The organism is Ruegeria sp. HKCCD6119, assembly GCF_013110585.1.
GTDB lineage: Bacteria > Pseudomonadota > Alphaproteobacteria > Rhodobacterales > Rhodobacteraceae > Ruegeria.
Window position 1 is genome coordinate 70811 of record NZ_WVQV01000004.1, and the last position, 26878, is coordinate 97688.

General features: G+C 58.2%; 24 protein-coding genes. 15 read left to right on the forward strand and 9 right to left on the reverse strand.

Annotation, left to right across the window (positions count from 1 at the left end; genetic code table 11):
• Nucleotides 1-38: 38 nt before the first annotated feature.
• From GS611_RS11970 to GS611_RS11980, 3 genes are all read right to left on the reverse strand, one after another.
• Nucleotides 39-1013 carry a TRAP transporter substrate-binding protein gene (locus GS611_RS11970; RefSeq protein ID WP_171169737.1) on the reverse strand — a complete coding sequence of 325 codons (975 nt, stop codon included), beginning with the start codon at nt 1011-1013 and terminating at the stop codon, nt 39-41.
• Nucleotides 1014-1036: 23 nt separating this feature from the next.
• On the reverse strand, nt 1037-1579 hold the full coding sequence (locus GS611_RS11975; protein WP_152460347.1) for a 3-hydroxyanthranilate 3,4-dioxygenase: 543 nt from the start codon (nt 1577-1579) through the stop codon (nt 1037-1039).
• 105 nt (nt 1580-1684) lie between these two features.
• Nucleotides 1685-2638 (reverse strand): dihydrodipicolinate synthase family protein, encoded by a 954-nt coding sequence (locus GS611_RS11980; RefSeq protein ID WP_171635928.1) that lies wholly within the window; start codon nt 2636-2638, stop codon nt 1685-1687.
• A gap of 146 nt (nt 2639-2784) precedes the next feature.
• Between GS611_RS11980 and GS611_RS11985 the strand changes: the two genes are divergently transcribed.
• From GS611_RS11985 to GS611_RS12025, 9 genes are all read left to right on the forward strand, one after another.
• Nucleotides 2785-3558 (forward strand): aspartate dehydrogenase, encoded by a 774-nt coding sequence (locus GS611_RS11985; protein WP_171635931.1) that lies wholly within the window; start codon nt 2785-2787, stop codon nt 3556-3558.
• A gap of 2 nt (nt 3559-3560) precedes the next feature.
• Nucleotides 3561-4526, forward strand: a complete 966-nt coding sequence (locus GS611_RS11990; protein ID WP_171635933.1) for a LysR substrate-binding domain-containing protein — start codon at nt 3561-3563, stop codon at nt 4524-4526.
• Between the two features lie 81 nt (nt 4527-4607).
• Nucleotides 4608-6038 (forward strand): NAD-dependent succinate-semialdehyde dehydrogenase, encoded by a 1431-nt coding sequence (locus tag GS611_RS11995; protein ID WP_171635935.1) that lies wholly within the window; start codon nt 4608-4610, stop codon nt 6036-6038.
• A 326-nt stretch (nt 6039-6364) separates the two neighbouring features.
• On the forward strand, nt 6365-6712 hold the full coding sequence (locus tag GS611_RS12000) for a hypothetical protein (protein ID WP_171635937.1): 348 nt from the start codon (nt 6365-6367) through the stop codon (nt 6710-6712).
• Entirely contained in the window at nt 6705-7949 is a 1245-nt protein-coding gene (glp, locus tag GS611_RS12005) for a gephyrin-like molybdotransferase Glp (RefSeq protein ID WP_171635939.1), read from the forward strand. Before GS611_RS12000 ends, glp begins: the two co-directional genes overlap by 8 nt.
• A gap of 213 nt (nt 7950-8162) precedes the next feature.
• Nucleotides 8163-9413 carry a sarcosine oxidase subunit beta family protein gene (locus tag GS611_RS12010; RefSeq protein ID WP_171635941.1) on the forward strand — a complete coding sequence of 417 codons (1251 nt, stop codon included), beginning with the start codon at nt 8163-8165 and terminating at the stop codon, nt 9411-9413.
• A 12-nt stretch (nt 9414-9425) separates the two neighbouring features.
• Nucleotides 9426-9713, forward strand: a complete 288-nt coding sequence (locus GS611_RS12015; RefSeq protein ID WP_152460339.1) for a sarcosine oxidase subunit delta — start codon at nt 9426-9428, stop codon at nt 9711-9713.
• Entirely contained in the window at nt 9710-12664 is a 2955-nt protein-coding gene (locus GS611_RS12020) for a sarcosine oxidase subunit alpha family protein (RefSeq protein WP_171635943.1), read from the forward strand. Before GS611_RS12015 ends, GS611_RS12020 begins: the two co-directional genes overlap by 4 nt.
• Nucleotides 12657-13220 (forward strand): sarcosine oxidase subunit gamma, encoded by a 564-nt coding sequence (locus GS611_RS12025; RefSeq protein ID WP_171635945.1) that lies wholly within the window; start codon nt 12657-12659, stop codon nt 13218-13220. Before GS611_RS12020 ends, GS611_RS12025 begins: the two co-directional genes overlap by 8 nt.
• On the opposite strand, the gene GS611_RS12030 is transcribed toward GS611_RS12025, so the two are convergent.
• From GS611_RS12030 to GS611_RS12045, 4 genes are all read right to left on the reverse strand, one after another.
• Complete coding sequence (locus GS611_RS12030) at nt 13179-14210, reverse strand: GlxA family transcriptional regulator (RefSeq protein ID WP_171635947.1); 1032 nt, start codon at nt 14208-14210, stop codon at nt 13179-13181. The genes GS611_RS12025 and GS611_RS12030 overlap by 42 nt on opposite strands.
• Before the next feature lie 45 nt (nt 14211-14255).
• On the reverse strand, nt 14256-14495 hold the full coding sequence (locus GS611_RS12035; protein ID WP_171119331.1) for a hypothetical protein: 240 nt from the start codon (nt 14493-14495) through the stop codon (nt 14256-14258).
• 259 nt (nt 14496-14754) lie between these two features.
• Nucleotides 14755-15912: an aromatic ring-hydroxylating dioxygenase subunit alpha gene (locus GS611_RS12040; protein WP_171635949.1), complete on the reverse strand. Its 1158-nt coding sequence runs from the start codon at nt 15910-15912 to the stop codon at nt 14755-14757.
• A 103-nt stretch (nt 15913-16015) separates the two neighbouring features.
• On the reverse strand, nt 16016-16921 hold the full coding sequence (locus tag GS611_RS12045) for a LysR substrate-binding domain-containing protein (protein WP_171635951.1): 906 nt from the start codon (nt 16919-16921) through the stop codon (nt 16016-16018).
• A 140-nt stretch (nt 16922-17061) separates the two neighbouring features.
• Between GS611_RS12045 and GS611_RS12050 the strand changes: the two genes are divergently transcribed.
• The 6 genes from GS611_RS12050 (at nt 17062) to GS611_RS12065 (ending at nt 23557) form a co-directional block, all read left to right on the forward strand.
• A complete protein-coding gene (locus GS611_RS12050; protein WP_171635953.1) occupies nt 17062-18006 on the forward strand; it encodes a PDR/VanB family oxidoreductase in 945 nt (314 codons plus the stop codon).
• 425 nt (nt 18007-18431) lie between these two features.
• Complete coding sequence (locus GS611_RS12055) at nt 18432-20258, forward strand: BCCT family transporter (protein ID WP_171635955.1); 1827 nt, start codon at nt 18432-18434, stop codon at nt 20256-20258.
• A gap of 353 nt (nt 20259-20611) precedes the next feature.
• A complete protein-coding gene (locus GS611_RS21310) occupies nt 20612-21862 on the forward strand; it encodes a hypothetical protein (protein WP_371732253.1) in 1251 nt (416 codons plus the stop codon).
• A 9-nt stretch (nt 21863-21871) separates the two neighbouring features.
• Nucleotides 21872-22216: a 4Fe-4S binding protein gene (locus GS611_RS21315; RefSeq protein ID WP_371732254.1), complete on the forward strand. Its 345-nt coding sequence runs from the start codon at nt 21872-21874 to the stop codon at nt 22214-22216.
• A 1-nt stretch (nt 22217) separates the two neighbouring features.
• A complete protein-coding gene (locus GS611_RS21320; RefSeq protein ID WP_371732255.1) occupies nt 22218-22673 on the forward strand; it encodes a hypothetical protein in 456 nt (151 codons plus the stop codon).
• Nucleotides 22670-23557 carry an FAD:protein FMN transferase gene (locus GS611_RS12065; protein WP_171635957.1) on the forward strand — a complete coding sequence of 296 codons (888 nt, stop codon included), beginning with the start codon at nt 22670-22672 and terminating at the stop codon, nt 23555-23557. Before GS611_RS21320 ends, GS611_RS12065 begins: the two co-directional genes overlap by 4 nt.
• Nucleotides 23558-23604: 47 nt before the next feature.
• Here the strand turns inward: GS611_RS12065 and GS611_RS12070 are convergent, their stop codons facing one another.
• Entirely contained in the window at nt 23605-24396 is a 792-nt protein-coding gene (locus GS611_RS12070; RefSeq protein ID WP_171635959.1) for a xanthine dehydrogenase family protein subunit M, read from the reverse strand.
• Nucleotides 24397-24492: 96 nt separating this feature from the next.
• Nucleotides 24493-26853 (reverse strand): xanthine dehydrogenase family protein molybdopterin-binding subunit, encoded by a 2361-nt coding sequence (locus GS611_RS12075; RefSeq protein WP_171635961.1) that lies wholly within the window; start codon nt 26851-26853, stop codon nt 24493-24495.
• Between the last annotated feature and the right edge of the window lie 25 nt (nt 26854-26878).

Here is a 26878-nt window from a genome sequence, read left to right on the forward strand (position 1 = left end):
CAGGATCGAGCTGCGCCCCTTTCGTCATGCCGTTTTCGTTATTTTGTTTCTGCCGCAGTCTGCCGCAAAGCGTCAAGGGAAGAGGTCTTCTGGGACCAGATCCCGTTCCACTCTTCGATCGCGTCGCCAAAGAACGAGGCATCGACCTTTTTGTAGGCTTTGCCAGTGCCCTCGATCTGCTCCAGCCATTTGGCATCGTTTTCGACGTAGGCATCAATGGTGCTGTCCACATGCTTGGCCATGAGTTCCGCGATCATCGCGCGGTCTTCTTCGGACAAACCAGCCCAGACCTTGGCCGATACCAGCCCGACCATCGGGAACATCATGTGATCCGACTGCACGATCGTGTCGGCGTGTTCATAATATTTCAGAACCCAGATCAGCTCGGCATCCATGTCGATGGCGTCAACCTGACCATTGGCCAGCGCATCATAGACGGCAGGCAAGGGCATGGGCGTGGGTGCTGCCCCCACCGCGTTGTAGAAATCCAGAATCGGTGTGAAGGGTGTGATACGCAGTTTCAGGCCTGATAGATCTTCGGCGGAGGAAACCTCGCCCCGGCTGACGATCTGGCGCAATCCTGCCATCCCATATCCCAGTCCAACGACACCAACCTGCCCCGGCAAGGGTTCCAGCATGGACTTGGCCGTATCGGATCGCAGGATGCGCCCCGCGTGCCCAATGTCATCTGCCAGATAGGGCGCATAGAACGCCCCCAACTCGGGCGCGCGGTTGGAAACCTCGGCCACCGTCATGAAAGCCATGTCCAACGCGCCGGTCTGCAATTGTTGCAGCATTTCTGCCTCGTTCCCCAACTGGCGGGCCGGGAAGACCGATACCGAATGCGCACCACCACTGGCCTCATTCAACTCGGCCCCAAACGCTTCGGCGGCTTTGGTCCAGATATGCGGTGGCGGCGTGATCAGACCCAACCGAAACTCTTCGGCGTGAGCGGCAACAGACGCCAGTGCCAACGCAGCCGCAGAGGCGGCGATTTTTGCGAAATGTCTCATTACTTCCCCTGTTTGATCTTGTTTTACAACGTGACCCAGCCCTCGGGCGGTTCCTTTCCCGGGTGCACAGCCTGACAATTGGGACAGGTGCGGTCTTGTTCCGAGGCATAGAACTTCTGATAAACCGGAGGCAGGTCATCAACGATGGACTTTAGCTGCATTTCCGCTCGATGCACCAGTGATCCGCATTCAAAGCAATACCATTCGATGGCGTCCAGCTCTCCGGTCTGGCGCTTGGGTTCAATCACAAGCCCGATCGAACCTTCCTGAGGGCGCTGTGGCGAATGGCGTACATGCGGAGGCAGCAGAAAAACCTCGCCCTCACGGATCGGAACATCATAGAACTCCTCTCCGTCATAGATTTTCAGCACCATGTCGCCTTCAAGCTGGTAGAAGAATTCTTCCACCGGGTCATCGTGGTAATCGGTTCGCTTGTTCGGGCCACCCACAACGGTGACCATCAGATCGGCGTCTTCCCAAACCTGACGATTCCCTACGGGCGGTTTGAGCAGATGGCGATGCTCGTCGATCCAGGCCTTAAAGTTGAACGCTTTCAGTTTTGACATGTCCCACTCCCTATCCCTGAAAGTTTGGCGCGTTTTTGCATGACCGCAAAGAAATTATCAGCATCTCGCTATCCGATTTCCTTATACTGCCCGGCCTCACCCAGCTCAGACGCGCAGCCCGCATTCGTCGAACGCTTTGCGAATGATCGCTTTTTCCGCTTCGGTCAGTTCCAGCATCGGCGGGCGTACACGGCCACCGACCTGACCCAGCAACTCTTGCCAGTACTTTCCGAATGCAGTGGGTTTGCCCGCAGGGCGCGCGCGTTTCATCGCGTCGCGGACCGGGTTCAGACTGTCAAAGACACGCCGCGCTTCATCGGCCTTTCCCGCAAAGGCCAGACGCGTGTATTCGTTCATCCGCTGATCAACCTTGCTTTGCAGCTGATAGGGCGGGGACGAGCAGAGATACAACTTCCAGTCCAGTTCCAATATGTTGTCCAGCCATTCATGTTCGGCCGAGGTCGAGACATGGATCCTGTCGCCCACCATGTGGGTCAGCTTCACGTACATCTCACGCGGGACCGAGTATTTTATCGCAACGATATTGGGTAAGTCCGCAATGCGGGCGCATTCTTCGGGCTGCATCAAATAGCCACTGTCTGGATGGCTCCACATGGCGATGCCGATATCCAGTTCGTCACAAAAACGCTTGTAGTACTGGTACAAAACCTCTCCGCGATCCTGCACAAAGCTTAGAACCGGCGCGTGCAGAACGATGTAATCCGCGCCGCAATTCTGTGCGTGATGCGCCAGGTCCAAGGCCGTATTCATGTTCTGGTCCGAGACCGAGACGATGACACCGGCTTTGCCTGCGCATTCATCAACGGCAATTTCGAAGTTGCGCTTGCGCTCTTCGATGCTCATCGAAAAGAACTCGCCCTGTTTGCCGGCGACGAAAAGGCCCTGGATGTCCAGATCGTCGATCCAATGGCGGATGTTGGCGCGCATTCCCGATTCATCCAGAGACAGGTCATCATTGAACGGGTTCAGTGCCGCTGCCCATATTCCAGTCATATGTTCGCGGGCATAGGCCTTCGCGTCGTGTTTTGAGTATTTCATTTCCAACGTGGTCCCCGTGGCTTCAACAGGAACAAAACACACCAGGCGGGTCGGTCCAGTGCCATTTCAGGGAAATGGATATCTGAAAAAAATATACCACAAACTTACCAATTCAGATTTTTTCAATGCTGGTCTAGGGTCCAGACATGAAGATCGCAGTCATCGGAACCGGCGCAATCGCGCAGTTTGTGCAGCGCATGTTGCCAGAACATGGGCATGAGTTGGCAGCCATTCTGGTCAGACCACACCGCGTTGATCCAAAATCGCCCAAGTCAATTGGTTCGGTTGGTGACCTGCCGGCCGGAATCGAAATGGTTCTGGATTGCGCGGGGCACGAGGCACTGGCCGGTTTGGGTCCGGACATTCTGGCACGAGGGCTGGATATCATCAGTGTCTCTGCCGGCGCACTTGCGGATCAGCAGGTCAGTGATCGGCTGGACAGGGCCGCGCGAAAGGGCGGGGCGCGGCTGCATCTGGCAAGCGGTGCCATAGGTGGGCTGGACTGTCTCAGCGCCGCAGCGGTCGGGCCGCTCAAATCCGTCACATATGTGGGGCGCAAGCCGCCGGCGGGGTGGAAGGGATCCCTTGCCGAACACAGTCTTGACCTCGGCAATATCACCGCGGCTGAAACCCATTTTCAAGGTTCCGCAAGAGAGGCGGCGCTGGCTTACCCAAAGAACGCAAATGTCGCCGCCGCCGTGGCCTTGGCGGGCGTGGGGTTCGATAACACACAGGTTCGTCTGATCGCCGATCCGACGATCCACAAGAACATTCACGAGGTCGAGGCCGAGGGCGATTTCGGCACGTTTCAGTTCCGGATCAGCGGTACCGCGCTGCCCGACAACCCGCGAAGCTCGGCGCTTGCGGCCATGAGTGTGCTGTCCAAGCTGGATCAGCTGTGCAAGCCGATTGTGCTGTAGCCATGGTTGGGCGTCACTCTCGCATCGTTGACCGCGCCTTGACCCGCCTGAAGCTGCGGCAGCTGCGTCTGCTGGTTGCAGTTGGCGCGCATGGAAACATTCAGAATGCTGCGCGTGAGCTGGGAATATCTCAGCCAGCGGCAACCAAGATGATTCAGGATCTTGAACTGGATTTCGAAGTCAAGCTGTTCACGCGCACCAACCGAGGCGTTGTGCCAACGGTTTTTGGCGAAACTCTCATACGTCACGGGAAACTGATATTTGCTCAGGTTTCCAATGCCGCGCAGGAACTGGACGACCTGAACGAAGGAAATTCCGGCCGTGTCGTGGTGGGAACACTGCTTGCGGCGTCAACCAGCCTGCTACCTGCCGCCATTGAACTGCTGCTGGAAGACCGCCCGAACGTTGCGGTCAAGATCAGCGAAGGGACAAACGAGGTGCTCATGCCCCGGCTGCTGTCGGGTGAGATCGACATGGTTGTAGGACGCCTGCCGTCGCACCGGCATCGCGACAAGATTCGACAGGAAAAATTGTTCGAGGATCGGATATTGGCCATTGTCGGCCCTCAACACCCGCTTGCTGAGCGGGACGCCGTGACCTTTGCGCAAACCAAGCCGTTTGGCTGGATTCTTCCCCCGCAAGAGACCACGTTGCGACGTCAGGCGGATCATTTTTTCGTCGGCCAGCAGCAATACGTGCCACCGGTCGCCATTGAATCCGTGTCCTACCTGACGAACCGGGCGCTGCTGCAATCCCGCGACCTGATCGGCCTTATGCCAGCCGAAGTCGTCGTCCAGGATATCGAAAACAACCATCTTGCCCAGCTCACCTGGGAGGTTCCGTTCGGGCAGGGACCAATTGGAGTGTCTTTCCGCGCCGACGACGATCTGTCGCCCGCTGGGCGCGCTTTCAAAACGGCCCTGCATCGGGCGGCGCAGAGCAGACAGACCAGATATCCGCCAATTTGATATCCGTATTCGCGCAATGCGCTTGAACTCATGCGAGGCATCGCGCGATCAAAAATCAAGGCAAATGGAGGCGCCAGTTTCATGTATCCAGAGCTCAGGCTGTTCATTGGCGGCACGTGGCGAAAAACCGGGCGCGATATCCCGGTTGTCAACCCGGCAACCGAGGAAGAACTCGGTCGGTTGCCTTGCGCATCGGCGAAAGACCTGGACGACGCGCTGCAAGCGGCCGTCGAAGGCTTTCGACTGTGGCGCCGCACATCGCCGCGGGAACGCGCGGATACGATCCTGCGGGCGGCAGCCCTCATGCGTCAGCGGCAGGAAGAAATCGCGCATTCCATTACTCTGGAGCATGGCAAGCCTTTGAAGCAGGCCCGGCTGGAGGTCATTCGCGGCGCCGAGTTCTTTGAATGGGACGCGGGCGAGGCGATGCGGACCTATGGCAGGATCATTCCGGCGGCGCAGGGTCACAAATTTGCAGTTCATCACCAGCCTGTCGGCGTTGTCGCGGCATTTTCGCCGTGGAACTTCCCCATGAGCCAACCTGCCCGGAAAATCGCGGGTGCTTTGGCCTCGGGCTGTTCAGTGATCCTGAAAGCGGCAGAAGAAACGCCTGCCGGCGCCTTGCACATAGCAAAAGCGTTCGAAGATGCCGGTCTGCCGGCAGGGGTTCTGAATTTGGTGTTCGGTGAACCATCCGAGATATCCGGTCATCTGATCCCGCAGGACCCCGTTCGCTTGGTGGCCTTCACCGGATCGACAACCGTCGGGCGTCATTTAACCACTTTGGCGGCCCGGCACGACACCCGAGTGCTTATGGAGTTGGGTGGCCACGCGCCGGTCATCGTTTGCGAAGATACGGATGTGCAATCGGCGGCCGTTTCAGGCGCGGTCCGCAAAATGCGCAATGCCGGTCAGGTCTGCACATCCCCAACCCGTTTCTTCGCGCATGAGAGCATTTTTGACGCCTATGCGGCCGGATTTGTTGCGAGGGCCAAGGCCACAGTTGTCGGCAATGGGCTTGACGCAACCGTTGAAATGGGCCCAACGGCCAACGACCGGCGCGTGCCAGCCTTGTCAGAGCTGGTTGAAGACGCAGTGGCGCAGGGCGCAACGCTTGCCACAGGTGGATCGCGGCTGGGTGAGCGGGGATATTTCTTTGAACCCACGGTGTTATTGAACGTTCCTAAAGCGGCGCGGATCATGCGCGAAGAGCCGTTTGGACCGGTTGCGGTGATCAACCCGGTGGCTTCGCTGGATGAGGCGATCGCTCTGGCGAATTCAGTTCCCTACGGGCTGGCGGGGTACGCTTTCACCAATCGGGCGGATTACATCGACCGTCTGATCGACGAGGTCGAGGTCGGCAATCTCTCGATCAACACACTTGAAGCATCCATGCCGGAAACGCCCTTTGGGGGCGTGAAATCCAGTGGCTATGGTCGGGAAGGCGGAACCGAAGGCCTTGAGAATTACATGACGGTCAAGAACGTCTGGCATTCGGCCAGGATCTGCTGAAAAAGATCCCGACACCTGCACTTGTCGACTTTTCGCGACCAAGCCAGCCTTTTTCCTTTCGAAATCGACCAAAGGGCCAGCGCTGCGATCGTGATTTCATTACTTGCGGAACCGAAAGACGCGACAATGTGCCCTTTCTGATGGGACGCCCGAACGCGGATCATGACCTATGTCAATGACAGTAAACCCGCCTTGCTGTCCATTGGCCGGGAATTTCTGGCCGGACCGTGCGACAAAACCATCGCGTCCTTTTGCCGGTGATGATCAGCGTTTTGGCTGACCTGCGGGGGGTTTCCCGCCGGGTGGCCTGAGCTCCGGAGGGACGGATGAACACTTGGCTGACGCTATCTGCACCAATCCCTGCCAAGGATACCGAGGGCTTCGAGAGAATGGCTGGGCTGCCCACCGTAACGTCCACCTTTGGCATGAACTCTGACTGCGCGCGCGTGTCTGAGCTTTGCGGCCAACCCGAGCAGGATTTGTCGTCCGTGAAAGAAGGCGATGACGGCACAGGTCGCGCCGCACATGGTCGGCATAACGTGGGTATGCTGCCGGTCGTTGCTGATCCCAGCTCGGACTTGGAAAAATTCAACGACGGCCTGCCCAATCTGGATCCGGACGAACAGCCGGGATTTGCAGGACGCTTAATATTTTCGGAGATTCAAAATGGCTGATGGATGTGCCTGTGACCGCCACGCCCACATGTATCTGACTGTCGAGGACGCCCTTGAACGCGGTCTTTCCGTCGCCGATCCTGTTGCCGAAACCGAGATTTTGCCGCTGGAACAGGCTATAGGCCGGGTTCTGGCCGAGGATTGCGCCAGCAAGGTTGATATGCCTGCCTTCGACAACTCGGCCATGGATGGCTATGCCATCCGCACCGGTGATCTGGGTGACGGGCCGGTGTTCGAGCTGCCCATCGCCGGGCGCGTGGCTGCGGGTGACTGCGGCGACCATGATGCACCCGAAGGCAGCGCTTTACGCATTTTCACGGGCGCTCCGGTGCCACCTGAATTCGATGCCGTGCTGATGCAGGAAGATTGCGATCTTTTGATCGACAGGATTCGATTCAGCCGCCGCCCGAAACCCGGCCAGCATATCCGACGCGCAGGGGAAGATCTTTGTGCCGGGGGTCCGATCCTGCGACGCGGCTGTGAAATTGGACCGCGCGAGATGGCCGCCCTGGCATCCGCCGGGTATGGTGAGGTCCTGGTGTTTCGAAAACTGAAGGTCACGATCTTTTCGACAGGCAGCGAACTGCGTCAACCGGGCGAACCCCTCGACCCCGGCCAAATCTACAACTCGAACCGTTATATGCTGCTGGCGCTGTTGCAAAAACCCTGGATCGAACTGATCGACCGGGGACCGGTCGTGGATGACCCGACCCGTCTGGAACAGGTTCTGCGCGAGGCATGCGTTGCCTCGGACCTCATCGTCACGACCGGGGGCGTGTCCGTCGGGGATGAAGATCACATGCCCCGGCTGTTCAGCGCGATTGGCGGCGAAACCGATGTCATGAAAGTGGCGATGAAGCCCGGTAAACCGGTCATGTTCGGGCGGCGCGGGCGTGCTCTTTACGTTGGCCTGCCCGGCAACCCGGTGTCAGCCTATGTGACATGGCAGATAATCGGGTCGCAGATGATGGCGCGGCGCGCAGGCTTGTGCCACAGACCTCAGGTACCTGTTCAGGCCGTGCTGGCCGAACCGGTGCAGCGTCGCGCGGGTCGGCAGGAATATCGTCCGGTCCAGATTGACGGTACCTCGCCGCGTGGCCTTCCTAATGTACGTCTGATGGCGCCCTCCTACAGTGGCCGTGTTGCCTTGCTGGCGCAGGCAGACGGGTTGGCGATCATACCGGCCGAGATCGAAGACCTGCCCGCCGGGCATTCGATTGAATTGTTGAGGTTCTGATCTTCGCACCAGGTGCGTTGCTTTTTATCCTGCAACCTCAACGCTGCGGTCATGGTGGGCACCCGGAAAATTGCCCGGTCGCGCGCCAATCAATCCCAATACCGGCCTGAAAATTGTCGCAACCGATAAACTCCGTGACGGATTACGTCGTGACTGGGGCTTTCCCGGCGGCACATGATGCTTCGGCGCACTGAGGGTTAAGGACACAAATTCATGCGGTATTCGGCACTCGCGATCATGCGGCAGGTTTTGCAAGGGCACCGGGGCTGGACACCGGCTTGGCGTGATCCCGAGCCTCAATCAAGCTATGATTTCATCGTGATTGGCGGCGGCGGCCATGGCCTTGCGACGGCATATTATCTGGCCAAGGAACACAACGCCGCCAAGGTGGCCGTTTTGGAAAAAGGCTGGATCGGTGGCGGCAACGTCGGGCGCAATACAACGATCATTCGCGCCAATTACCTGTTGGATGGCAACCAGCCATTCTATGAGCTGTCGCTGAAACTGTGGGAAAATCTTGAACAGGACCTGAACTATAATGCGATGGTCAGCCAGCGCGGTATTCTGAACCTCTGTCATACGGACGCGCAGCGTGACGCGTATCGTCGTCGTGGCAACGCGATGATGTTCACCGGCTCTGGGGCCGAACTGCTGGATGCAGAGGGCGTTCGCGCGATGTATCCGTTCCTGAACTTTGACGATGCGCGCTTTCCGATCAAAGGCGGTCTGTTGCATCGCCGCGGTGGTACGGCGCGTCATGACGGTGTCGCTTGGGGCTATGCCCGTGCCGCGGATCAACGGGGGGTCGACATCATCCAGAATTGCGAAGTCACCGGGTTCCGCATCGAAAACGGAAAACTGCTGGGCGTTGAAACCACAAGGGGTTACATCGGCGCCAAGAAGGTGGGCGTGGCGGTTGCCGGGTCTTCCGGGCGCGTGATGGCACAGGCGGGGATGCGCCTGCCGATCGAAAGCCACGTGCTACAGGCCTTTGTGACCGAAGGGCTGAAACCGGTGCTTGACGGGGTGATCACGTATGGCGCCGGACATTTCTATGTCAGCCAATCGGACAAGGGCGGTCTGGTCTTTGGCGGCGATATCGACGGCTACAACACCTATGCACAACGCGGCAACCTGCCTGTGGTCGAGGACGTGGCCGAAGGTGGCATGTCCCTGATGCCGATGATCGGTCGCGCGCGCCTGCTGCGGATGTGGGGCGGCGTGATGGATATGTCGATGGATGGTTCGCCGTTCATTGATCACACCGGAATTGAAGGGCTCTATTTTAATGGTGGCTGGTGCTACGGCGGGTTCAAGGCAACGCCAGCATCTGGTTTTTGTTTCGCGCATCTGATGGCCACCGACCGACCGCATGACGTTGCATCTGCCTATCGTCTGGACCGGTTCAGAACCGGGCAGATGATTGACGAAAAAGGCGTGGGCGCACAGCCCAACCTGCACTGAGGAGGCCCGGACATGATCATCAATCATCCACTGCTTGGCCCGCGTGACGCGTCCGAATTCACCTATCTGGGCGACGCGAGTCTGATCAATCGGCCCGACTGGCAATCCGACACGGCCGCCGCCGAGTTTCACGACTATGTCTACCTGCGCGACAACCCGGCAGGAACCCACCGAGAGCTGTGGTTTCACGAGCAGGGCGACCGCTCGTGGCTGGTTGTGACACGCGACACGCTGACCCATGAAATTCTGGCTACAGAACTGGCGCGGGATGTAGCCCGCAAGACGGGACGGGGAAAATGACCCAGAACAATCGTTTGCAGGGCGGTCTGATCGACCGGTCCAAAAAGCTGCGTTTTACCTTCGATGGCAAATCCTACGAAGGCTATCAGGGTGATACGCTGGCCTCGGCGCTGCTGGCCAATGACGTGCGCCTGGTTGGCCGTTCGTTCAAATACCACCGTCCACGCGGTGTGCTGGCCTCGGGTTCGGAAGAGCCCAACGCGCTGGTCGAGCTGCGCACAGGCAACAGGCAGGAGCCCAACACACGCGCGACCACGGTCGAACTGTTCGACGGGCTCGAGGCGACATCGCAGAACCGCTGGCCCTCGCTCGCCTTCGATGCGCTGTCGATCAATGATCGGCTCTCGCCCTTTTTGACGGCGGGTTTCTATTACAAGACCTTCATGTGGCCTAAGGCGTTCTGGGAAAAGCTATATGAGCCGATGATCCGCAAGGCGGCCGGTCTGGGCAGCCTGACGCAGGAGGCCGACCCGGATATCTACGACAAGGGCTATTTGCATTGCGATGTCCTGGTTATCGGCGCCGGTCCCTCCGGCCTGATCGCGGCGTTGACGGCGGCGCGGTCTGGCGCGCGGGTCATTCTGGCCGACGAAGACAGCCGGATGGGTGGGCGTTTGTTGTCTGACTGTGACCGGTTCGAGGGCATTTCGAATGCCGATTGGGTCGCGCAGACACTGGGAGAGCTGGCATCGATGGACAACGTGCGCCTTCTGACGCGCACCACCGTGTTCGGCGCCTATGATCACGGCATTCACGGCGCGCTTGAGCGGGTCTCGGATCACCTTGCGGTGCCCGAGGCGGGGAAACCACGCCAGATTTTGTGGCGCATCTACGCGAAGCACACGGTGCTTTGTGCCGGCTCTGCCGAACGACCGATTGCTTTCGAAAACAACGACCGACCGGGCATAATGCTGGCGGGCGCGATGCGGGCCTATGCAAACCGCTGGGCCGTGACACCGGGCCAGCGCGTGGCGATCTTCACCAACAATGACGAAGGACACCGCGCCGCACAGGATTTGATCAAAGCCGGGATCAATGTTGTTGCCGTGATCGACCCGCGCCACGATGCACCGCGCATTGCCGAATGTGAATTGCTGGCCGGGGCGCAGGTCACGAATACGCAGGGCCGTTTGGGGCTGAAATCGATCACCGTGCAGATGGCCGATGGTCAAACCCGCCCCATCGAAGTAAGCGGTCTGGGCGTTTCGGGTGGGTGGAATCCGAATGTGCAACTGACATGCCATCAGCGCGGCCGCCCGCAATGGTTCGAACCGCTTGCAGCCTTCATCCCACCTGCCGAACTGCCCAAGGGTATGAGTGTCGCCGGTGCCGCCGCTGGCAACCTGACCAGCCACGGAGCGATCGCCTCGGGCACCAATGCGGCACTTGCGGCGCTTGACGGGCTGGGGATCAGGGCCTGCCCGGTCGACCTGCCGAAAGCCGAGGATGATGAGATCCGCATCACCCCGTTGTGGCATGTGCCCGGCAAAGGCCGCGCCTGGCTGGATTTCCAGAATGACGTGACCGTCAAGGATGTCAAACTGGCCGAACAGGAAGGCTTCCGCAGTGTCGAGCATCTGAAACGCTATACCACCCTTGGCATGGCGACCGATCAGGGCAAAACCGCGAATGTCGGCGCGCTGGCCGTGATGGCCGAGATCACCGGCAAGAGCATTCCAGAAACCGGCACGACCATCTTCCGGCCACCCTACACGCCCGTGGCGATGGGGGCCTGGGCCGGGCGCTCGGTCGGAAAAGAATTCAAACCCACGCGACTGACGCCCAGCCATCAATGGGCCGAAGAACAGGGCGCGGTATTCGTCGAGGTGGGCCTATGGCTGCGTGTGCAATGGTTCCCCAAGGCTGGTGAGACCCATTGGCGCGAATCCGTGGATCGCGAAGTTCTGGCCGTACGCAGCGGTGTCGGCGTCTGCGACGTGACCACGCTGGGCAAAATCGACGTGCAGGGCGCGGATGCCGCGGAATTCCTCAACAAGATCTATTGCAACGGCTTTGTCAAACTGCCGGTGGGCAAAACCCGTTATGGCCTGATGCTGCGCGAAGACGGCATAGCCATGGATGACGGCACTGCCGCCCGCTTGGCCGAAGATCACTTTGTGGTCACCACCACAACCGCAAACGCGGTTGGTGTCTATCGCCACATGGAGTTCGTGCATCAATGCCTGTTTCCGGACATGGATGTGCAGATGATCTCGACCACCGACGCCTGGGCACAATATGCCATAGCGGGCCCGAAATCCCGTGAGTTGCTGCAAAGGGTCGTTGATGACGGCCATGACATCAGCAACGAAGGTTTTCCCTTTATGGCGTGTGGCGAGGTGACCATTGCCGGGGGGATCCCGGCGCGGCTGTTCCGCATCTCGTTCTCGGGTGAGTTGGCCTATGAGCTGGCTGTTCCTACCCGGTACGGTGACGCGCTGATCCGACATCTGATGGCGCTTGGAGAGCCCTTTGGCGTAACGCCGTATGGCTCCGAAGCGCTTGGCGTTCTGCGGATTGAAAAGGGCCATGCCACCGGAAACGAACTGAACGGAACCACCAGCGCCCACAATTTGGGCATGGGGCGCATGGTCTCAACCCAGAAAGACAGTATCGGTGCGACGCTCAGCGCACGCGAAGCTCTGACCGATCCGGATGGTCTGGCTTTGGTCGGCATTCAGCCGGTCAACAACGCCGATGCCGTGCTGGCCGGAGGCCATGTGTTCGACGAGGATGCGCCACACCTGCCGGAAAACGATCTGGGCTATGTCACATCGGCTGCCTATTCGCCGCACCTGTCCAGCAGCATCGGACTGGCCTTTGTAAAACGCGGGGCGCAGCGATTGGGCGACACCGTGCAGATTGTCAGCCCGGTGGATGACACCAACATCAAAGCGACGCTTGTCAGCGCGCATTTCGTTGACCCCGAAGGAGAACGGCTCCGTGCGTGATTTTGTTGCCAAGACCGCCATTGGCGGCAGTGAACCCAAACGGGACGTGGTCGGAACTCTGACCTTTCAGGAACGAGAGGATGTGGCACTGGCATCCGTCTCAGCCAGGCTGGGACACGAGGAAACCGTCAAAGCCAAACTTCAAACCGTTTGCGGAATCCCGGTGCCTGAGGCGGGGCGGTGGGAAAAGGGCGAAACCAGCAGCCTGCACTGGCTGGGCCCGGATCAGTACCTGTGCGAAGAAGCTTTTGCAGGCCCGTTGGAGTTGGCCAGGCGTATGGAAACCGAGCTGGTCGGCATGGCGTCGGTGACCGATCAGTCGGACGCGTTCACACGCATCGACATGACCGGGCAGGGTGCCACAGTCTTGCTGCAACGCCTGACCGTTCTGGATGTCGAGCAGATGCAGGCCGGAGCCTTCAACCGCACCGCAATCCATCATGTGGGGTGCCTGCTGCGCTGCAATGAGGCGAGAACGGATTTTTCGATCTACGCGCCACGCAGCTATGCGATTTCAGTTCACCACATGCTGATCGAGGTGGCCAGGGCCCTGTGAAGGACGGTGTCCTAAGGACAAAGCCGCGTGTCTGGCGCCGCGGCTTCGTTCCTTGCGCTCCTGAGCTGGCGGCAGACCGAATGCGCGCCGATAGTTGCTTGAAAACGAACTGGCGCTGTCATACCCGACCGAAAGCGCGATTTCCTGCAAAGGCTGATCGGTGTAAAGCAGCTTCTGCCGCGCCGCATCCAGTCGCAGTCTGCGATAGTACCCTCCGGGGCTGATCCCGGTTTCCTTCTTGAAATGCCGCTCCAATTGCCGGATGGACATGCCAACGCGTTTCGAAACCTGCTCGATCGAGATCTTGTTTTCGATGTTGTTTGCAAACAACTCGATGGCCCGCCGCACCGGGCGCGGCAGGGCATTGCGGGTCTGATTTTTGCTGTAGCCCGGCAAAACCTGCAACGTATCCGCATCACGCAAAGTCGCGTATTGGAACCAGCAGGCCGTTTCGACGGCAACCGCATCGGACACCTCATCCGAAATTACGCCCAGCATGAATTCAAAAACCGCTGAAGTCCCGGCAAAGGACATTCGGTTGCGATCTATCGTATAGAGCGTGTCGCACAGGTTCACCCTGTCGAATTGTTCCTTCAAAGCAGCGGTATAGCAGAAATGCGCGCTACAGCTGTAACCATCGAAGAACTTTTCTTCCGCCAGCGCAAAAAGTGAACCGCTGACCGAACCGATCCGCGCGCCACGGGACAAAAGCCGTCGCAGCGCTCCGCCCGAAGCCTTGCGATCCTTCAACCGGGCTGAGGCCCCGGCAAAGACCAGCACGACGTCGGTTTCCTCCACCTCGGACAATGCCTTGTCAGGGTTGATGCTGAGGCGTGAGCTAGACATGATCTGTTGTCCATCTTCCGAAACGACAGTCCAGCCAAGACCATCGCTGCGGCTGATCTCATTGGCCACGCGCAGCGGGTCGATGGCCATGGACAGGGCAGCAAGCGGGAAATCTTCGAGGCACAGAAAGGTAAAATGGGTCATGCTTTGTCTCTTTGCCAGCACGATACCCCAACTACACCGATTTCGTCAGAACACCAAACGATGGGCGCGGCCGCGCTCGTATAGTTTTCGGTTCAACTCATCCGCTTCGGGCGCGCCGTATTCCAGCGCGAACACAAACGCATGTGTAAGGTAAAAACAAGCAGCGTCGAGATCCTGGTTTTGCTCGGCCCGGTCGGCTGCCTCGTGGTACAGCCGGATCAGCGCAGGCACATCATTATCCGCGTGAGCCTGCAACAGGTGCTTGTCGAGTTCTTGCAGATCCAAAGTCAGCCTCTTACCGGAAACGCTAAGTGTGTTGGCCTGTACGTAATCATCATACGCTTTCTACCTTTTTGCGCCTGAATCCTGATTTCCCAGCGCCGTCAACGATGCGGACCGGCCCTTGATGAACCCATCACACGCATCCGCACGCGTCTTTGCGCAATCTTGGAACATCGCCTGCATCTGCGATGTTCCTGATTGCAAATGACCGCGCAGGATACATCCGTGGCGCCCTCAGCCCATGATCCGGCCGGAAAGCCGCCTATGCCTCGGCACGGGCTTTTTCGATCTGAGTGGCCACCCAGTGGTGGAAACAATGCGTTGGGCCATCCATCGCGGGCGAAAAACGGCCGCCGTCGAATTTGACACCGTGACGGCCTTTCTGCATGCCCTCGACCACGAACACATCCTCTTCGAAAACGGTTTTCCAAAGCTGCGCATTCTTTGCGCGCAACGCTTCGTGCTCGGGTGCGTCTTCCGGTTTTTTGGCGTAGTACAGCTCGATCCTTTCGTTTGACCGTTCATGCGTGATCGGATCGATGATGAAGGCAAATCCATGGTCGCGTTGAACACCCAGCAAGGTGTTCGGGTACACGACGATGTATTCCGCCCCTTCGTTCCACTTTTCGCTGAGATTCTGGAAGTCATCCAGTTTTTCGCCATCCTGACCTTCGAACTGGCGATAGACATAGGTGCCCTGACCCGAATACTTGCCCGGTTCATTGATGTTGTAGTGGTCTTCCAGGCGCGAATAGCTGTTGAGACCCGGGTGAACCCAGGGCAGGTGATAGCTTTCGCAGAAATTCTCGACCGCCAGTTTCCAGTTCGACTTCAGCTCGAGCCGGACAGACGCGCCGGCACCGCCATGATACATGGGCTGTTCAAAATCTTTCCAGCGTTCCATCAGCTCGCCATGAACCTCTTCGAACTCCGGGGCGTTGCCATCCACATTCACGAAGACAACATCGCGCCAGACATAGGAACGTATGCGGATCAGGCCCAGTTCAGCAAAGTCCAGATCTTCATGCGTGTTCTGTCCGGGGCCTCCGACATGCGGCGCCGTGCGCAGCTCGCCATTCAGGCCGTAACACCAGCTGTGATAGGGGCAACGGATCGCGCCGCGGATTTTCTGCGGCTTGTCGACCAAGATCATTCCGCGATGGCGGCAGGTGTTCTGGAAAACGCCGATCTGTCCGTCACGGTCGCGCACCATCAGAAGCGGCACGCCGAGAAAGTCGATCGGAAAGGCATCACCCGCTTCGGGAATGTCCTTGCCAAAACCGATGCCCGACCAGTTCGCGAACAGGACCGCCTCCCGTTCCTCGGCGAAGATATCGGGATTGATATAATGCTCGTTCGGCAGGCCCTTGGCGGTGTTTACCGGGGTCAGAACAGACGAAAGCGCTGAATGCTTGTTCATCGGTTGCTCCTGAGTAATTCGGAATGTGTTGAACGTTACCCCCATTGGCCGGTCGAGCTGGTTTCATTCAACATCAAAAAACCTCATGGCCGATTGAGGCAGACTAAACCGAACCGCCGGACAATTCATCCAGCAACCAGTTTTTCAGCGCCAGGGCACCTTCTGTCAGCTGGTCGTCCGGGCGACCGACGAGGTAAAAGTTGTTCGGGGCAGGGATGCTGAATTCTTCTAGCGCAACAAGTTTTCCTGATGCCAGCATGGGCTGGATCAAGCGTTGCCACCCCAATGCAAGCCCGGCCCCTTTGCGGGCCAACTGCAACGCCAGAGCATAGCTGTTTACGCGCGACTGTACCGGTACAACTCCGGTATATCCGAGGTCGTGAAACCAAGATGGCCAGGTGGTCCAGGTGTTGTCCTGCGTTTCAAGGTGGATCAGGCGACGTTCGACCAGGTCTTCCAGGCTTGCCCCCTTCAGTTCCAGGGCCATCTCGGGGCTACAGACCGGCGTCAGAGTATCGCGGTACAGTTTAGTATGGTTCAGCTGCGAGTTCACGTCACGACCGTAGCGGATGAAAAAGTCGATATCCGGCCTGTCCGAGAATGGCTTGTCCTGTGCCATCTGGTTCACTTTCACGTGCGGGTAGTCCTGCCAGAACCGGATGACCGACGGAGAAAGCCACAACGCCGCCACAGCGGTAGTGGACCCGACCGTCACTGGATTTTCTGAATCGCCGCTGCGAATCTTTTCGAGCACCTTCGATATCTGCCGGAACGACGAACCGAGCACCTCGAACAGGTCCTGGCCATCCTCGGTCAGTTCCACGCCCCTGTGCTTTCTGACGAACAGCGCCGAACCCAGTTCACTTTCCAGCGCCTTTACCTGGTGGCTGACAGCGCCCGGCGTAACCGACAGTTCGCTGGCCGCTTCTTTGAAGCTGAGATGCCGCGCGGCGGCCTCGAAGGCCGACAAGGTCGTGAGAGGTGGAAGATTATAGTGGCGTCGTGACATGGTTGCTGCGTTGCTCAAAAGGTAGAGGTGAGTTACATTCATCCGAATGTGAGAAATTTTGCAATTGAAATCTATGTTTTTTCCTGCTGTTTGCGATCGGGTACAGGACCAAAGTCGACCGAGAACGAACAGGATGTGTGATGGATACACAAGTTGCACGCCTCGTGCGCAAAACACGGCTAAGCCCGGACACGTCCGATTTTTGCTTTGAAATCGAAAACGGCCGCTTCACAAGCCTTCAACCCGGCGCACATGTCGATATCCATCTGGCCGACGATCTGGTGCGGCAGTATTCACTGTGGAGCTGGAGTCAGGACGGCTGCGAAATCAATGTCGCCGTCAAACGCGAAGATGAAGGGCGTGGCGGCTCGGTGGCCATGCACGCGCTTCAAGAAGGGGCGATGGTTGAAATCGGCGGGCCGCGGAATCACTTCAAACTCGAAAACCACGATCGGCATGTCACGTTGATCGCAGGCGGCATCGGGGCAACTCCGCTGGTTGCAATGGCGCGGGAATTGATGAACCGCGGGCAGGATTTTCGGGTCTACTACCTTGTAAGGTCAAGAGAATTTGCAGCGATGGACGCGCAGTTCAGGGCCCTTGGGCTGGATGAATGGTATCATTTGCATTGCGATGACACAGACGGCTGGTTTGATCTGGCATCGGTCATGCAATCGATGCCCGTCGGTGCGGATGTGTATACCTGCGGACCTGAACCGATGCTGAACGCTGTTCTGGAAGCAGGTGCATCCTTGCGTGGCGGGGCAATCCATTTTGAACGATTTGCACCCGCTTCTGACATCGACCACGATCCAAACGCGGAATTTCAGATCGAAATTCAGTCAACCGGCGCGGTCTACCCGGTCGGAAAAGAGGAAACTATTCTCGGAGTATTGCAAAACAACGGCGTGCAGGTCGATTTCGGCTGCTCTGAAGGGTTGTGCGGGTCATGCATTGTTGACGTAGTGGCAGGGCAGGTCGATCACCGCGACGGAATACTCACACCGCAAGAGCAGGAAAGCCACGAATTCCTGTGCACCTGCGTTTCGCGGGCCAAGTCCGATAAACTGGTCCTGAAGCTGTGAAGGACGTAGTGGTCACAACAAATCATGTCGTCGCATTGTTCTCGCTAACATCGCAATCGAGTGAATTCGGTGGTCGCTTCATGTGATCGAAGTGTCGGATTCTCAGGTTAGAACATCTCACCCTTGCTATAGGTTTTTCGAAACTGGAAACCCAATAACCACTTAAGATGCCGCGACGACATTCAACCACACGCTGACTTATCACCGGGATCGGTGATGACAGCAGGCAGCGAGCAATCGGGAGGAAATTTGCAGTAAGAGACGTAATGGGAGCAAGCGTTGTTACTGCAAGCCCAAGTTTGGGCTGAACACAACTCAACATCGGTTCGTGCATCGTGCATGATTGTCCACGTCGTGCAACGCGATGTTTTCCAGCATTTTTTCAGAAGAACAAAGAACGACACACTCGAGGAGGAACGTGCGATATGTCGATACCCGAACCTTTCACGGACGTTGAAATAGAAACGGCTGATTCCGGATTCTATGAAAACTACAGCGTCCCAATTGCCCTGATCAGCAAAGCCATCATGGTCGGGCTGGTGCTGTGGGCCCTGGTTTTCCCAGCGAATGCAAACAGCACATTGGGCAGCCTGAACAGCCAGTTGCTGGAAGTCTTCAACAGCTTCTACATCGTCATTGTCGGTTTTTTCTTCTTTTTCCTTGCCGTTGTTGCGATCATTCCGTCCACGGGTCGTAGGATCATGGGAACGCCGGGGGAAAAGCCCGAGTTTTCGAACTTCTCATGGTTCTCCATGATGTTTGGTGCCGGTCTTGGTGTGGGGCTCATGGTTTTCGCCACAGCAGAACCGCTGGGCCTTTGGGGGTCTAACCCTGTGGTTTTGTCGGGTGAAGTTGCAGGAAATGACCCTGAATCCGTTCAATCGGCTTATCGTTTCACTTTCCTGCACTACGGCTTTCACGCCTGGGCGATCTATGTGGTAACCGGCCTGTCCCTGGCCTACTACGCCTATACACGCGACATGCCTCTGACGATCCGCTCTGCGCTGACACCGTTGTTTGGCCGTTTCGTCAACGGCTTTTTCGGCCACGTGGTTGACGTTTTGGGCGTTGTCGCAACGATCCTCGGCGTGTCCGTAACCATCGGCTATGGCGTCAGCCAGTTCATCGACGGCCTTTATGCCATCACCGGCATGCAGTGGATCATGGATCTGGGCGGCGAGGTGCCGACCCCCAGCAAGGTCGGTCTGATTTCAGGCTTGATCGTTATCATGGGCCTGTCGATCATTTCGGCGGTTTCCGGTGTCGGCCGGGGTGTCAAGTACCTGTCCAACCTGAACCTGGTGCTGTCGATCATCCTGCTGGGCACTTTCGTGGTCTTCGGTTCGTTTGTCTTTGCCATGACCACTTATGGCACTGCGATGATCGACTACATCCTGCACTTCCTGTCGCTCAGCTTCAATGCCTATGGCCCGCTGTCGGCCGAAGCATTCGCAGCGGCTCTGCCGGCCGAGGCGCAAGCACATGCCGCAGATCTGATGGGTGGGGCGACCAATGCCTGGGGTAGCTTCGACGGCTTCAAAAGCGGTCTGGAAGGTGCAGCGGCCGAGTTGGACGAAGCAACCTTGGCCGCGGCCTACGCTGCGGGTGAGCAAGGTCGTCAGTTTGGCTGGCAGGCAGGCTGGACCACCTTCTACTGGGCGTGGTGGATCGCATTCTCGCCCTTCGTGGGGCTTTTCCTGGCGCGCATCTCCAAGGGTCGGACCGTCCGCGAGTTCATCTTGGGCTGCGTGTTCGCACCTGCGCTGGTGTGCTTTGCCTGGATGACCGTTTTGGGCGGCACAGCGATCGATCTGGAACTGGCAGGCGCGGCAGAAGGTGCGATCATCGGCGCATCGAACACCAACAAGCTGTTCACGACATTGTCCTTCATGATCGATGGTGGGCTGCTGTCCATGCTGAACGTTATGTGCGTGATCCTGATCATGACCTTCCTGGTAACCTCGGCGGACTCGGGTATTCTGGTGATGAACACCATCATGTCGGGTGGTAGCCAGGAAACCGGTATCAAGCACCGCATCATCTGGGGTGTGATCCTGACGGCAGTGATCGGCGCGCTGATCCTGGCGGCGGGTGAAAACAACCCTATGGATGCGCTGCGCAATGCCATGATCATCGGTGCGCTTCCGTTCACCATGGTGATGGGCCTGATGTGCGTATCGCTGGCCAAGGCGCTGTTCCGCGACAGTCAGCGTGACAAGCACTCTGCCAACAGCGCGCAGGCAGCCGAGTAAGGCGTAGGCACAAGAAAAAACCTGGTCAGGCCGCCCTAACTGGGCGGCCTGTTCTTTTTCGGTAAAGCGTCGCCTTTGACGTGAAAAACCCCAATATCACCCCGGGGCTAATGCCGTAAGGAACGGCGAACCAGGTCTGCCCCCTACCGACCGGCCGAATACCCCGTACTTCCGCCACCTCTGGCTGCTGAGGTGACGGTTTGCGCACCGGACCGGCGAGGGCCGCATCACCTGTCACGGTCGATTTCCTTGCGGCTGCAACTTTGGATGCAGGACTGCCTTAGGGCCGCGGGCAGGGACTTAGAACTTTCGTCGAATGTCCCGGCGAAGGGTGGAAAGTTAGTCTTTCGATCATGCGCGTACTCACATGCATTCTAATGCTGCTTTTCGGCGGCCTGGTGATTTTGGTTGAACCTGTGTCGCGCGATGATATCGAATCCTACATCCGCGCGCCGTTCGCATTGGGGGCGGCGTTGTACGAAAACGGCGTCTACAGTCTGCTGAACTCCGGCGGGGCCGATGCAGGCTATGTCTTTGAATCGAAACCCTTGGCGCCATTGTCCGGTTTTTCAGGCGCACCAATCAACATGTTGATCGTGCTGGATCTTGAAGGGCGTTTTCTTGACGTGCAGTTGATTGAACATAACGAACCGATCTTTGTTTTATGGCTCGGAGAGCCCCTTTCCACAAATTCTTCGAGCAATACAGGGGCCTTTCGATCTCGGATTCCATCGTTGTCGGAACCCCGTACGGCGATGCAGCAAGCGGGTCGTCATTGGTCTATCTGGACGGGGTTACAAAAGCGACGGCAAGTTGTGCGGATCGTGCATGAATCGGTCATGGGCGCTGCTTTGACAGTCGCGCGCGAGAAAATGCAGGGATTGGCAACCGCGCCGCCTGCATTTCCGGATCCCGATTATCAAGAAGAACTCAACTGGCAGGATCTGATCGATCAGGGCATCGCCACATGCAAGGTCTACACGAATGCGCAAGTTGACGCTCTGTTCGATGGCACCCTTTGGGAAGATGACGATCCCGAGCCGCAGTACAGTCCCGACGACCCTTATCTGGATCTGTGGGTCGTGGATGTGGGCCCAAAAGCCATCGCTCGCGCTGCCTTGACCACGGACAGTTATGAAGAGGTGCAGCGCTTCATGGAAATTTCGGACAATGACGAGCTGATCCTTGTGATCGAAACGGTGCGCCATGGTCCGGTCAGCGAAGACTTTGTACGCAATACCACGCCGGACTGGATTTCGGCCGAGCAGAGCGGATTGCCGGTCGCTCTGCGTGATGCCGATCTGCTGGTCGAGTTGGCGGATAACATGCCAGATGGCGTTGCCATGATCCTGCGCACCGACCGGCGCCTGGGGTTCGAACCTTCCCGAGAATGGGTGTTGAAGGTTCTTGCAGTTCGCGAACATGGCATGTTCCAGCCTGAAACAGGATCCGTCACTTTGGATGTTGCACATATCTCACCTGAAAGGTTCTTTGATCGACCAGAACAGATTGTTCCGGCACCGCCCTGGCTTGAAGCGCTGCGAAATCGCCAGTTGGATCTGGTTTTCCTGGGTGTGTTTCTGGCTGCGCTGTTGGCCGTTTAGGCCCTGCGAATGAATGCCCTTGCGGCGCGACCATTGTTCACTCCCGTACGTCTTGGCGTTCTTGCCCTTGTCACAGTTTTCGTGGGTTGGTGGGGGCAAGGGCAGCTATGGATCGTCACGGTCTTGGGGGCATTGCGTACGGCATTGGACGGCGGCAGTTCTGCCTTCCTGCTCTATGATCCGTTCTCGTTGCTGATCTGGGCCGTGACCCTTGCGGGTTTGATTGCTTGGGGCAGGGGATTGTTCTGCGGATGGCTCTGCCCTTTCGGTGCCCTTCGGGAATTCGCACATCATCTGGGCAAAGCCCTTCGTATCCCTCAGGTTGAACCGTCAAAAAAATGGGCAACCGTCTGAAATGGTTGAAATACGCGGTACTGACGGCCTTGCTTGCGTTGTCTTTGCCGCACCTGATCAGGTCGATAAAGCGGCAGAGGTTGAGCCCTTCAAAACAGCGATCACGACCTTCTTTTTTCGCGAATGGTATTATGTCGCCTACGCCATCTTCTGGCTGGTTCTGGGAATGGCGGTGTTCAAGGGCTTTTGCCGATATGCCTGCCCCTTGGGCGCGTTCCTTGCGATCGGTGGGTTGCTTCGGGGCCGCGACTGTATCGAACACCGCGCCGAATGCGGGTCACCCTGTCAGCTACGCAAGGTCAAATGCAAATTTGGCGCGATCACGCAAGCCGGGCAAATTCAGTTTGATGAGTGTTTTCAGTATCTCGACTGCGTCGCCATATATAACGACCGCAACCGCTGCGTTCCCATGATCGTCCCGGCTCGCCGCCGCACGAGAGAGGTTGTAGCCGAATGATCAACCGTCGCCGCTTTCTGGCCATATCTGCCGCAGCACTGGCATCTCCGTCTCATGCACAGCCTATCCGTCGGCGTGGCTACGCCATGGGGGCCGAAATCAGCCTGACACTGGATGCTGACCCTGTGGAGGCAGAACATGCCATTGCCGCTCTGCGATCCATTCTGGAGGAATGCGAGGCGCTCTTCAGCCTGTATCGCCCGAACTCTGCCCTGTCGGAGCTCAACCGGAAAGGGTATCTCAAAAGCCCCGATCCCGCTTTTGTGTCTCTTTTGACAGCGTGCAGCGCGGCTTACGACCTCACAAATGGTCGCTTTGATCCCACAGTTCAGCCAATTTGGCTTGCCGCGTCCGAGAATGAGGCTCAACACGCGCGAAGGCTGATCGGATGGAACCGCGTAGGTCTAACTAAGGAACTCGTGCAATTGGGCCCTGATCAAGCGCTTATCCTGAACGTCATCGCTCAAGGTTTCGCCACCGATCTGGTCGTTCGCGCCTTGCGCAAAGCCGGGTGGGAAAAGGTTCTGGTCAATATCGGAGAATATTATGCAAGTGGTCGTCAGCGGCTGCCGGGCGTCACGGATCCAGTGCACCGACTTGTCGAAGTCACGCATTTGAAGGACCGCGCCATTGCTACGTCCAGCGCTGACGTCATGCGCCTGCGGTCGGGCGGCGCTCACATCATCGACCCGATGGGCGGAAACGCACCGCTTTGGTCAACGGTCAGTGTCCAGGCACCGGATGCTACGACGGCAGACGCGCTTTCAACAGCATTCTGTCATGCTTCCGAGGCTGAAATAGCAGCGACCCTTGCGCAGGCAGCCGGCGAGCGCATCGCGATCCGTGTACGCCCCAATGGGAAAGTGGTGACGCTGCAAGTATAAAAAGCCCCGGATGACACCGGGACTTTTCGATTTTCCCGACCAATTCTTTACAAGCAGTCTTCAACCGCGCGTTTGGTCATGACCGAAACAAGATGCGCTCGATACTCCTTGCTTCCATGCAGATCCGCAATCATGTTCGCCGGGTTTACGCGCAGGTCCATAAGGGCATCAGGGCGAAATTCCTTGTTAAGCGCCTGTTCAGCCTCGGACCACCGGAAAACGCCGTCCTCGCTCGCGCCGGTTACCGCGATGCGCACTCCGTCCGCAAAGCGGGCCAGGTAGACCCCGACAAGCGCAAAACGCGAGGCTGGCTGAAGGAACTTCCGGTAGCTCGCCGCTTGCGGCACCGGGAAACGGACCGATGTGATGATTTCACCCTCATCCAGTGCTGTCGTGAACATTCCCTGGAAAAAGTCATCGGCGGCAATCTGGCGGGTATTGGTCACGATAGTCGCCCCTGATCCCAATACCCCTGCCGGATAACAGGCCGCAGTGTCATTGTTGGCAACCGAGCCGCCAATCGTCCCGCGGTTGCGAACTGCCGGATCGCCAATCTGACCGGCCAGCGCTGCAAGCGCTGGATACGAGCTCACGGCCTCGCGGGCGACGACAGCGTGGGGCGTCGCGCCACCGATCGACACCGATCCGTCATCCTCGATGCAAACGCCTTGCATCTCGGGAATTCCGCTCACCGACACCAACTTGGACGGGGCCGCCAACCGTTGCTTCAATGTTGGGATCAGCGTCTGTCCGCCTCCCAACGCCTGCGCATCCTCTGCTGCCAATGCTGCAACCGCGTCAGCAATGGTCGAGGGCTTCTCAAACTCGAAATTGTACATTTCGTTCTTCCTTTCCGAAAAGGCGCTGATCCGCCCTTCATCTGGCTATAAATATCCCGGGGAGCGCGAGGGGCTGGCCCCTCGCACCTTAACCTCTCAACCATGCATCGCCGTCCAAACGCGTGACGGGCTCATCGGCATGTCGATATGATCAACAGCCCTTCCACCTGAGTTCAACGCATCCAGCACCGCGTTGACCACCGCAGGCGGTGAGCCGATCGCACCGGCCTCGCCGCAACCCTTCACACCAAGCGGATTGTGCGTACACGGCGTCTGGCTGGAATGATCTACGCCGTAGAATGGCACGTCATCCGCACGCGGCATCGCATAGTCCATGAAGGACGCACTCAGCAGCTGGCCGTTCTCGTCATAGGCGCAGTTCTCCAGCAGGGCTTGACCGATGCCCTGACCAATACCGCCATGCACCTGGCCATCAACGATCATTGGATTGACGATATTGCCAAAGTCATCCGCAGCCGTGAATTTCTCAATCGTGACCTGACCTGTGTCTGGATCAACCTCGACCTCACAGGCATAAGCCCCTGCCGGGAAAGTAAAGTTGGCCGGGTCGTAAAACGCGGTTTCCTCCAGTCCCGGTTCAACTTCCAGCGGATAGTTGTGCGGTACATAAGCCGTAAGGGTCACATCCCCCCACGCCACCGACTTGTCGGTCCCCGCAACACTGAACTGACCGTCCTTAAGTTCGATATCTGCCTCGGACGCTTCCAGCAAATGGGCTGCAATCTTTTTGGCCTTGTCGATCACCTTCTCGGTGGCCTTGACCATAGCCGAGCCGCAGACCGCCAGCGAGCGTGAGCCATAGGTGCCCATGCCAAACGGGATCTTCGAGGTGTCCCCGTGCACGATCTCGACCATTGACTCGTCGATGCCGATCATGTCGGCCACGACCTGCGGGAATGCTGTTTCATGGCCTTGCCCGTGGCTGTGTGCGCCAACCATCACACTTATCGAACCGGTGGCGTTCACCCGAACTGTCGCCGCGTCGTAAAGACCCGCACGGGCTCCCAACATGCCGACGATATTCGAAGGCGCGATACCACAAGCCTCGATATAGCAATTGACGCCGAGACCGCGCAGCTTGCCTTTGGCCTCACTCTGCGCGCGTCGTGCTGCAAAGCCCGCGAGATCAGCCGCAGCCTCAAGCTTGTCCATCGTCCCGTTGTAATCCCCGGTGTCATAAGTCAGCGCCACCGGCGTGTCATAGGGGAACTGGGTGACAAAGTTCTGTCGCCGCAGGGCGATCGGATCGACACCCAGTTCGCGCGCGGCTTTGTCGATCACACGTTCCAACTGGTATGTCGCCTCGGGGCGGCCCGCGCCGCGATAGGCGTCCACCGGCACCGTGTTGGTGAACATCGCCTTCACGTTTACCTGAATGACCGGCGTCTTGTAGTTGCCCGCCATCAGCGTGCCGTGCAGCCAGGTCGGGACCGAGCTGGAAAAGGTGGATAGATACGCGCCCAGATTGGCATATGTGTTGGTACGCAGGCCGACGAAATTGTTGTCGGCATCCAGCGCCAGCTCGATCTTGCTGACATGGTCGCGGCCCTGTGCATCCGACATGAACGCCTCGGACCGGCTGGCCGTCCACTTGACCGGGCGGTTGCAGGCCTTGGCGGCAAAGGTGCAGAATGCCTCTTCCGCATAGTGGAAAATCTTGGTGCCGAAACCGCCGCCCACATCCGGCGCCACGACGCGGACCTTGTGTTCGGGCAGGCCGAGCACAAAGGCGCACATCAGCAGCCGGATCACATGCGGGTTCTGCGACGTGGTATAGAGCGTATACTCATCCGTGCCCCGGCTGTATTCCGCCACGGCCACGCGCGGTTCCATCGGGTTGGCGACCAGCCGGTTGTTCACCAGTTCCAGCGTGCTGACATGCGCGGCGTTGGCAAACACTTCGTTCACCTTGGCATCGTCCGCCTCACCCAACTGCCAGTCATAGCAGATGTTGTTCTTCAGATCGTCATGGACCAGCGTCGCGCCATCCTGCGCGGCTGCCTTCATGTCGATCACCGCGGGCAGTTCTTCGATATCCACATCGATTGCCTCAGCCGCGTCGCGCGCCTGTTCAAGGCTGTCGGCCACAACGGCAGCAATCGGATCGCCAACATGGCGCACTTTGCCTTGCGCCAGAATGGGGTGCGGCGGCTCTTGCATCGGCGCGCCGTGCTTGTCGGTGACTTCCCAGCCGCAGGGCATGCCGCCCACGCCTTCGAAATCCTTGCCGGTAAAAACCTTGATCACGCCCGGCATGCCTTCGGCCGCCGAAGTGTCCAGGGATTTTATCCGGCCATGCGCGATGTCGGACCGCAGAAAATGCACATAGGCCTGGCCATGTACGTTGATGTCGTCGGTATAATTGCCTGCTCCGGTCAGAAAGCGTACGTCCTCGCGCCGCTTGGAACTGGCTCCGATGCCACTGTCTTTGGGCATTGCTTATTCTCCTCCCATAAACGGA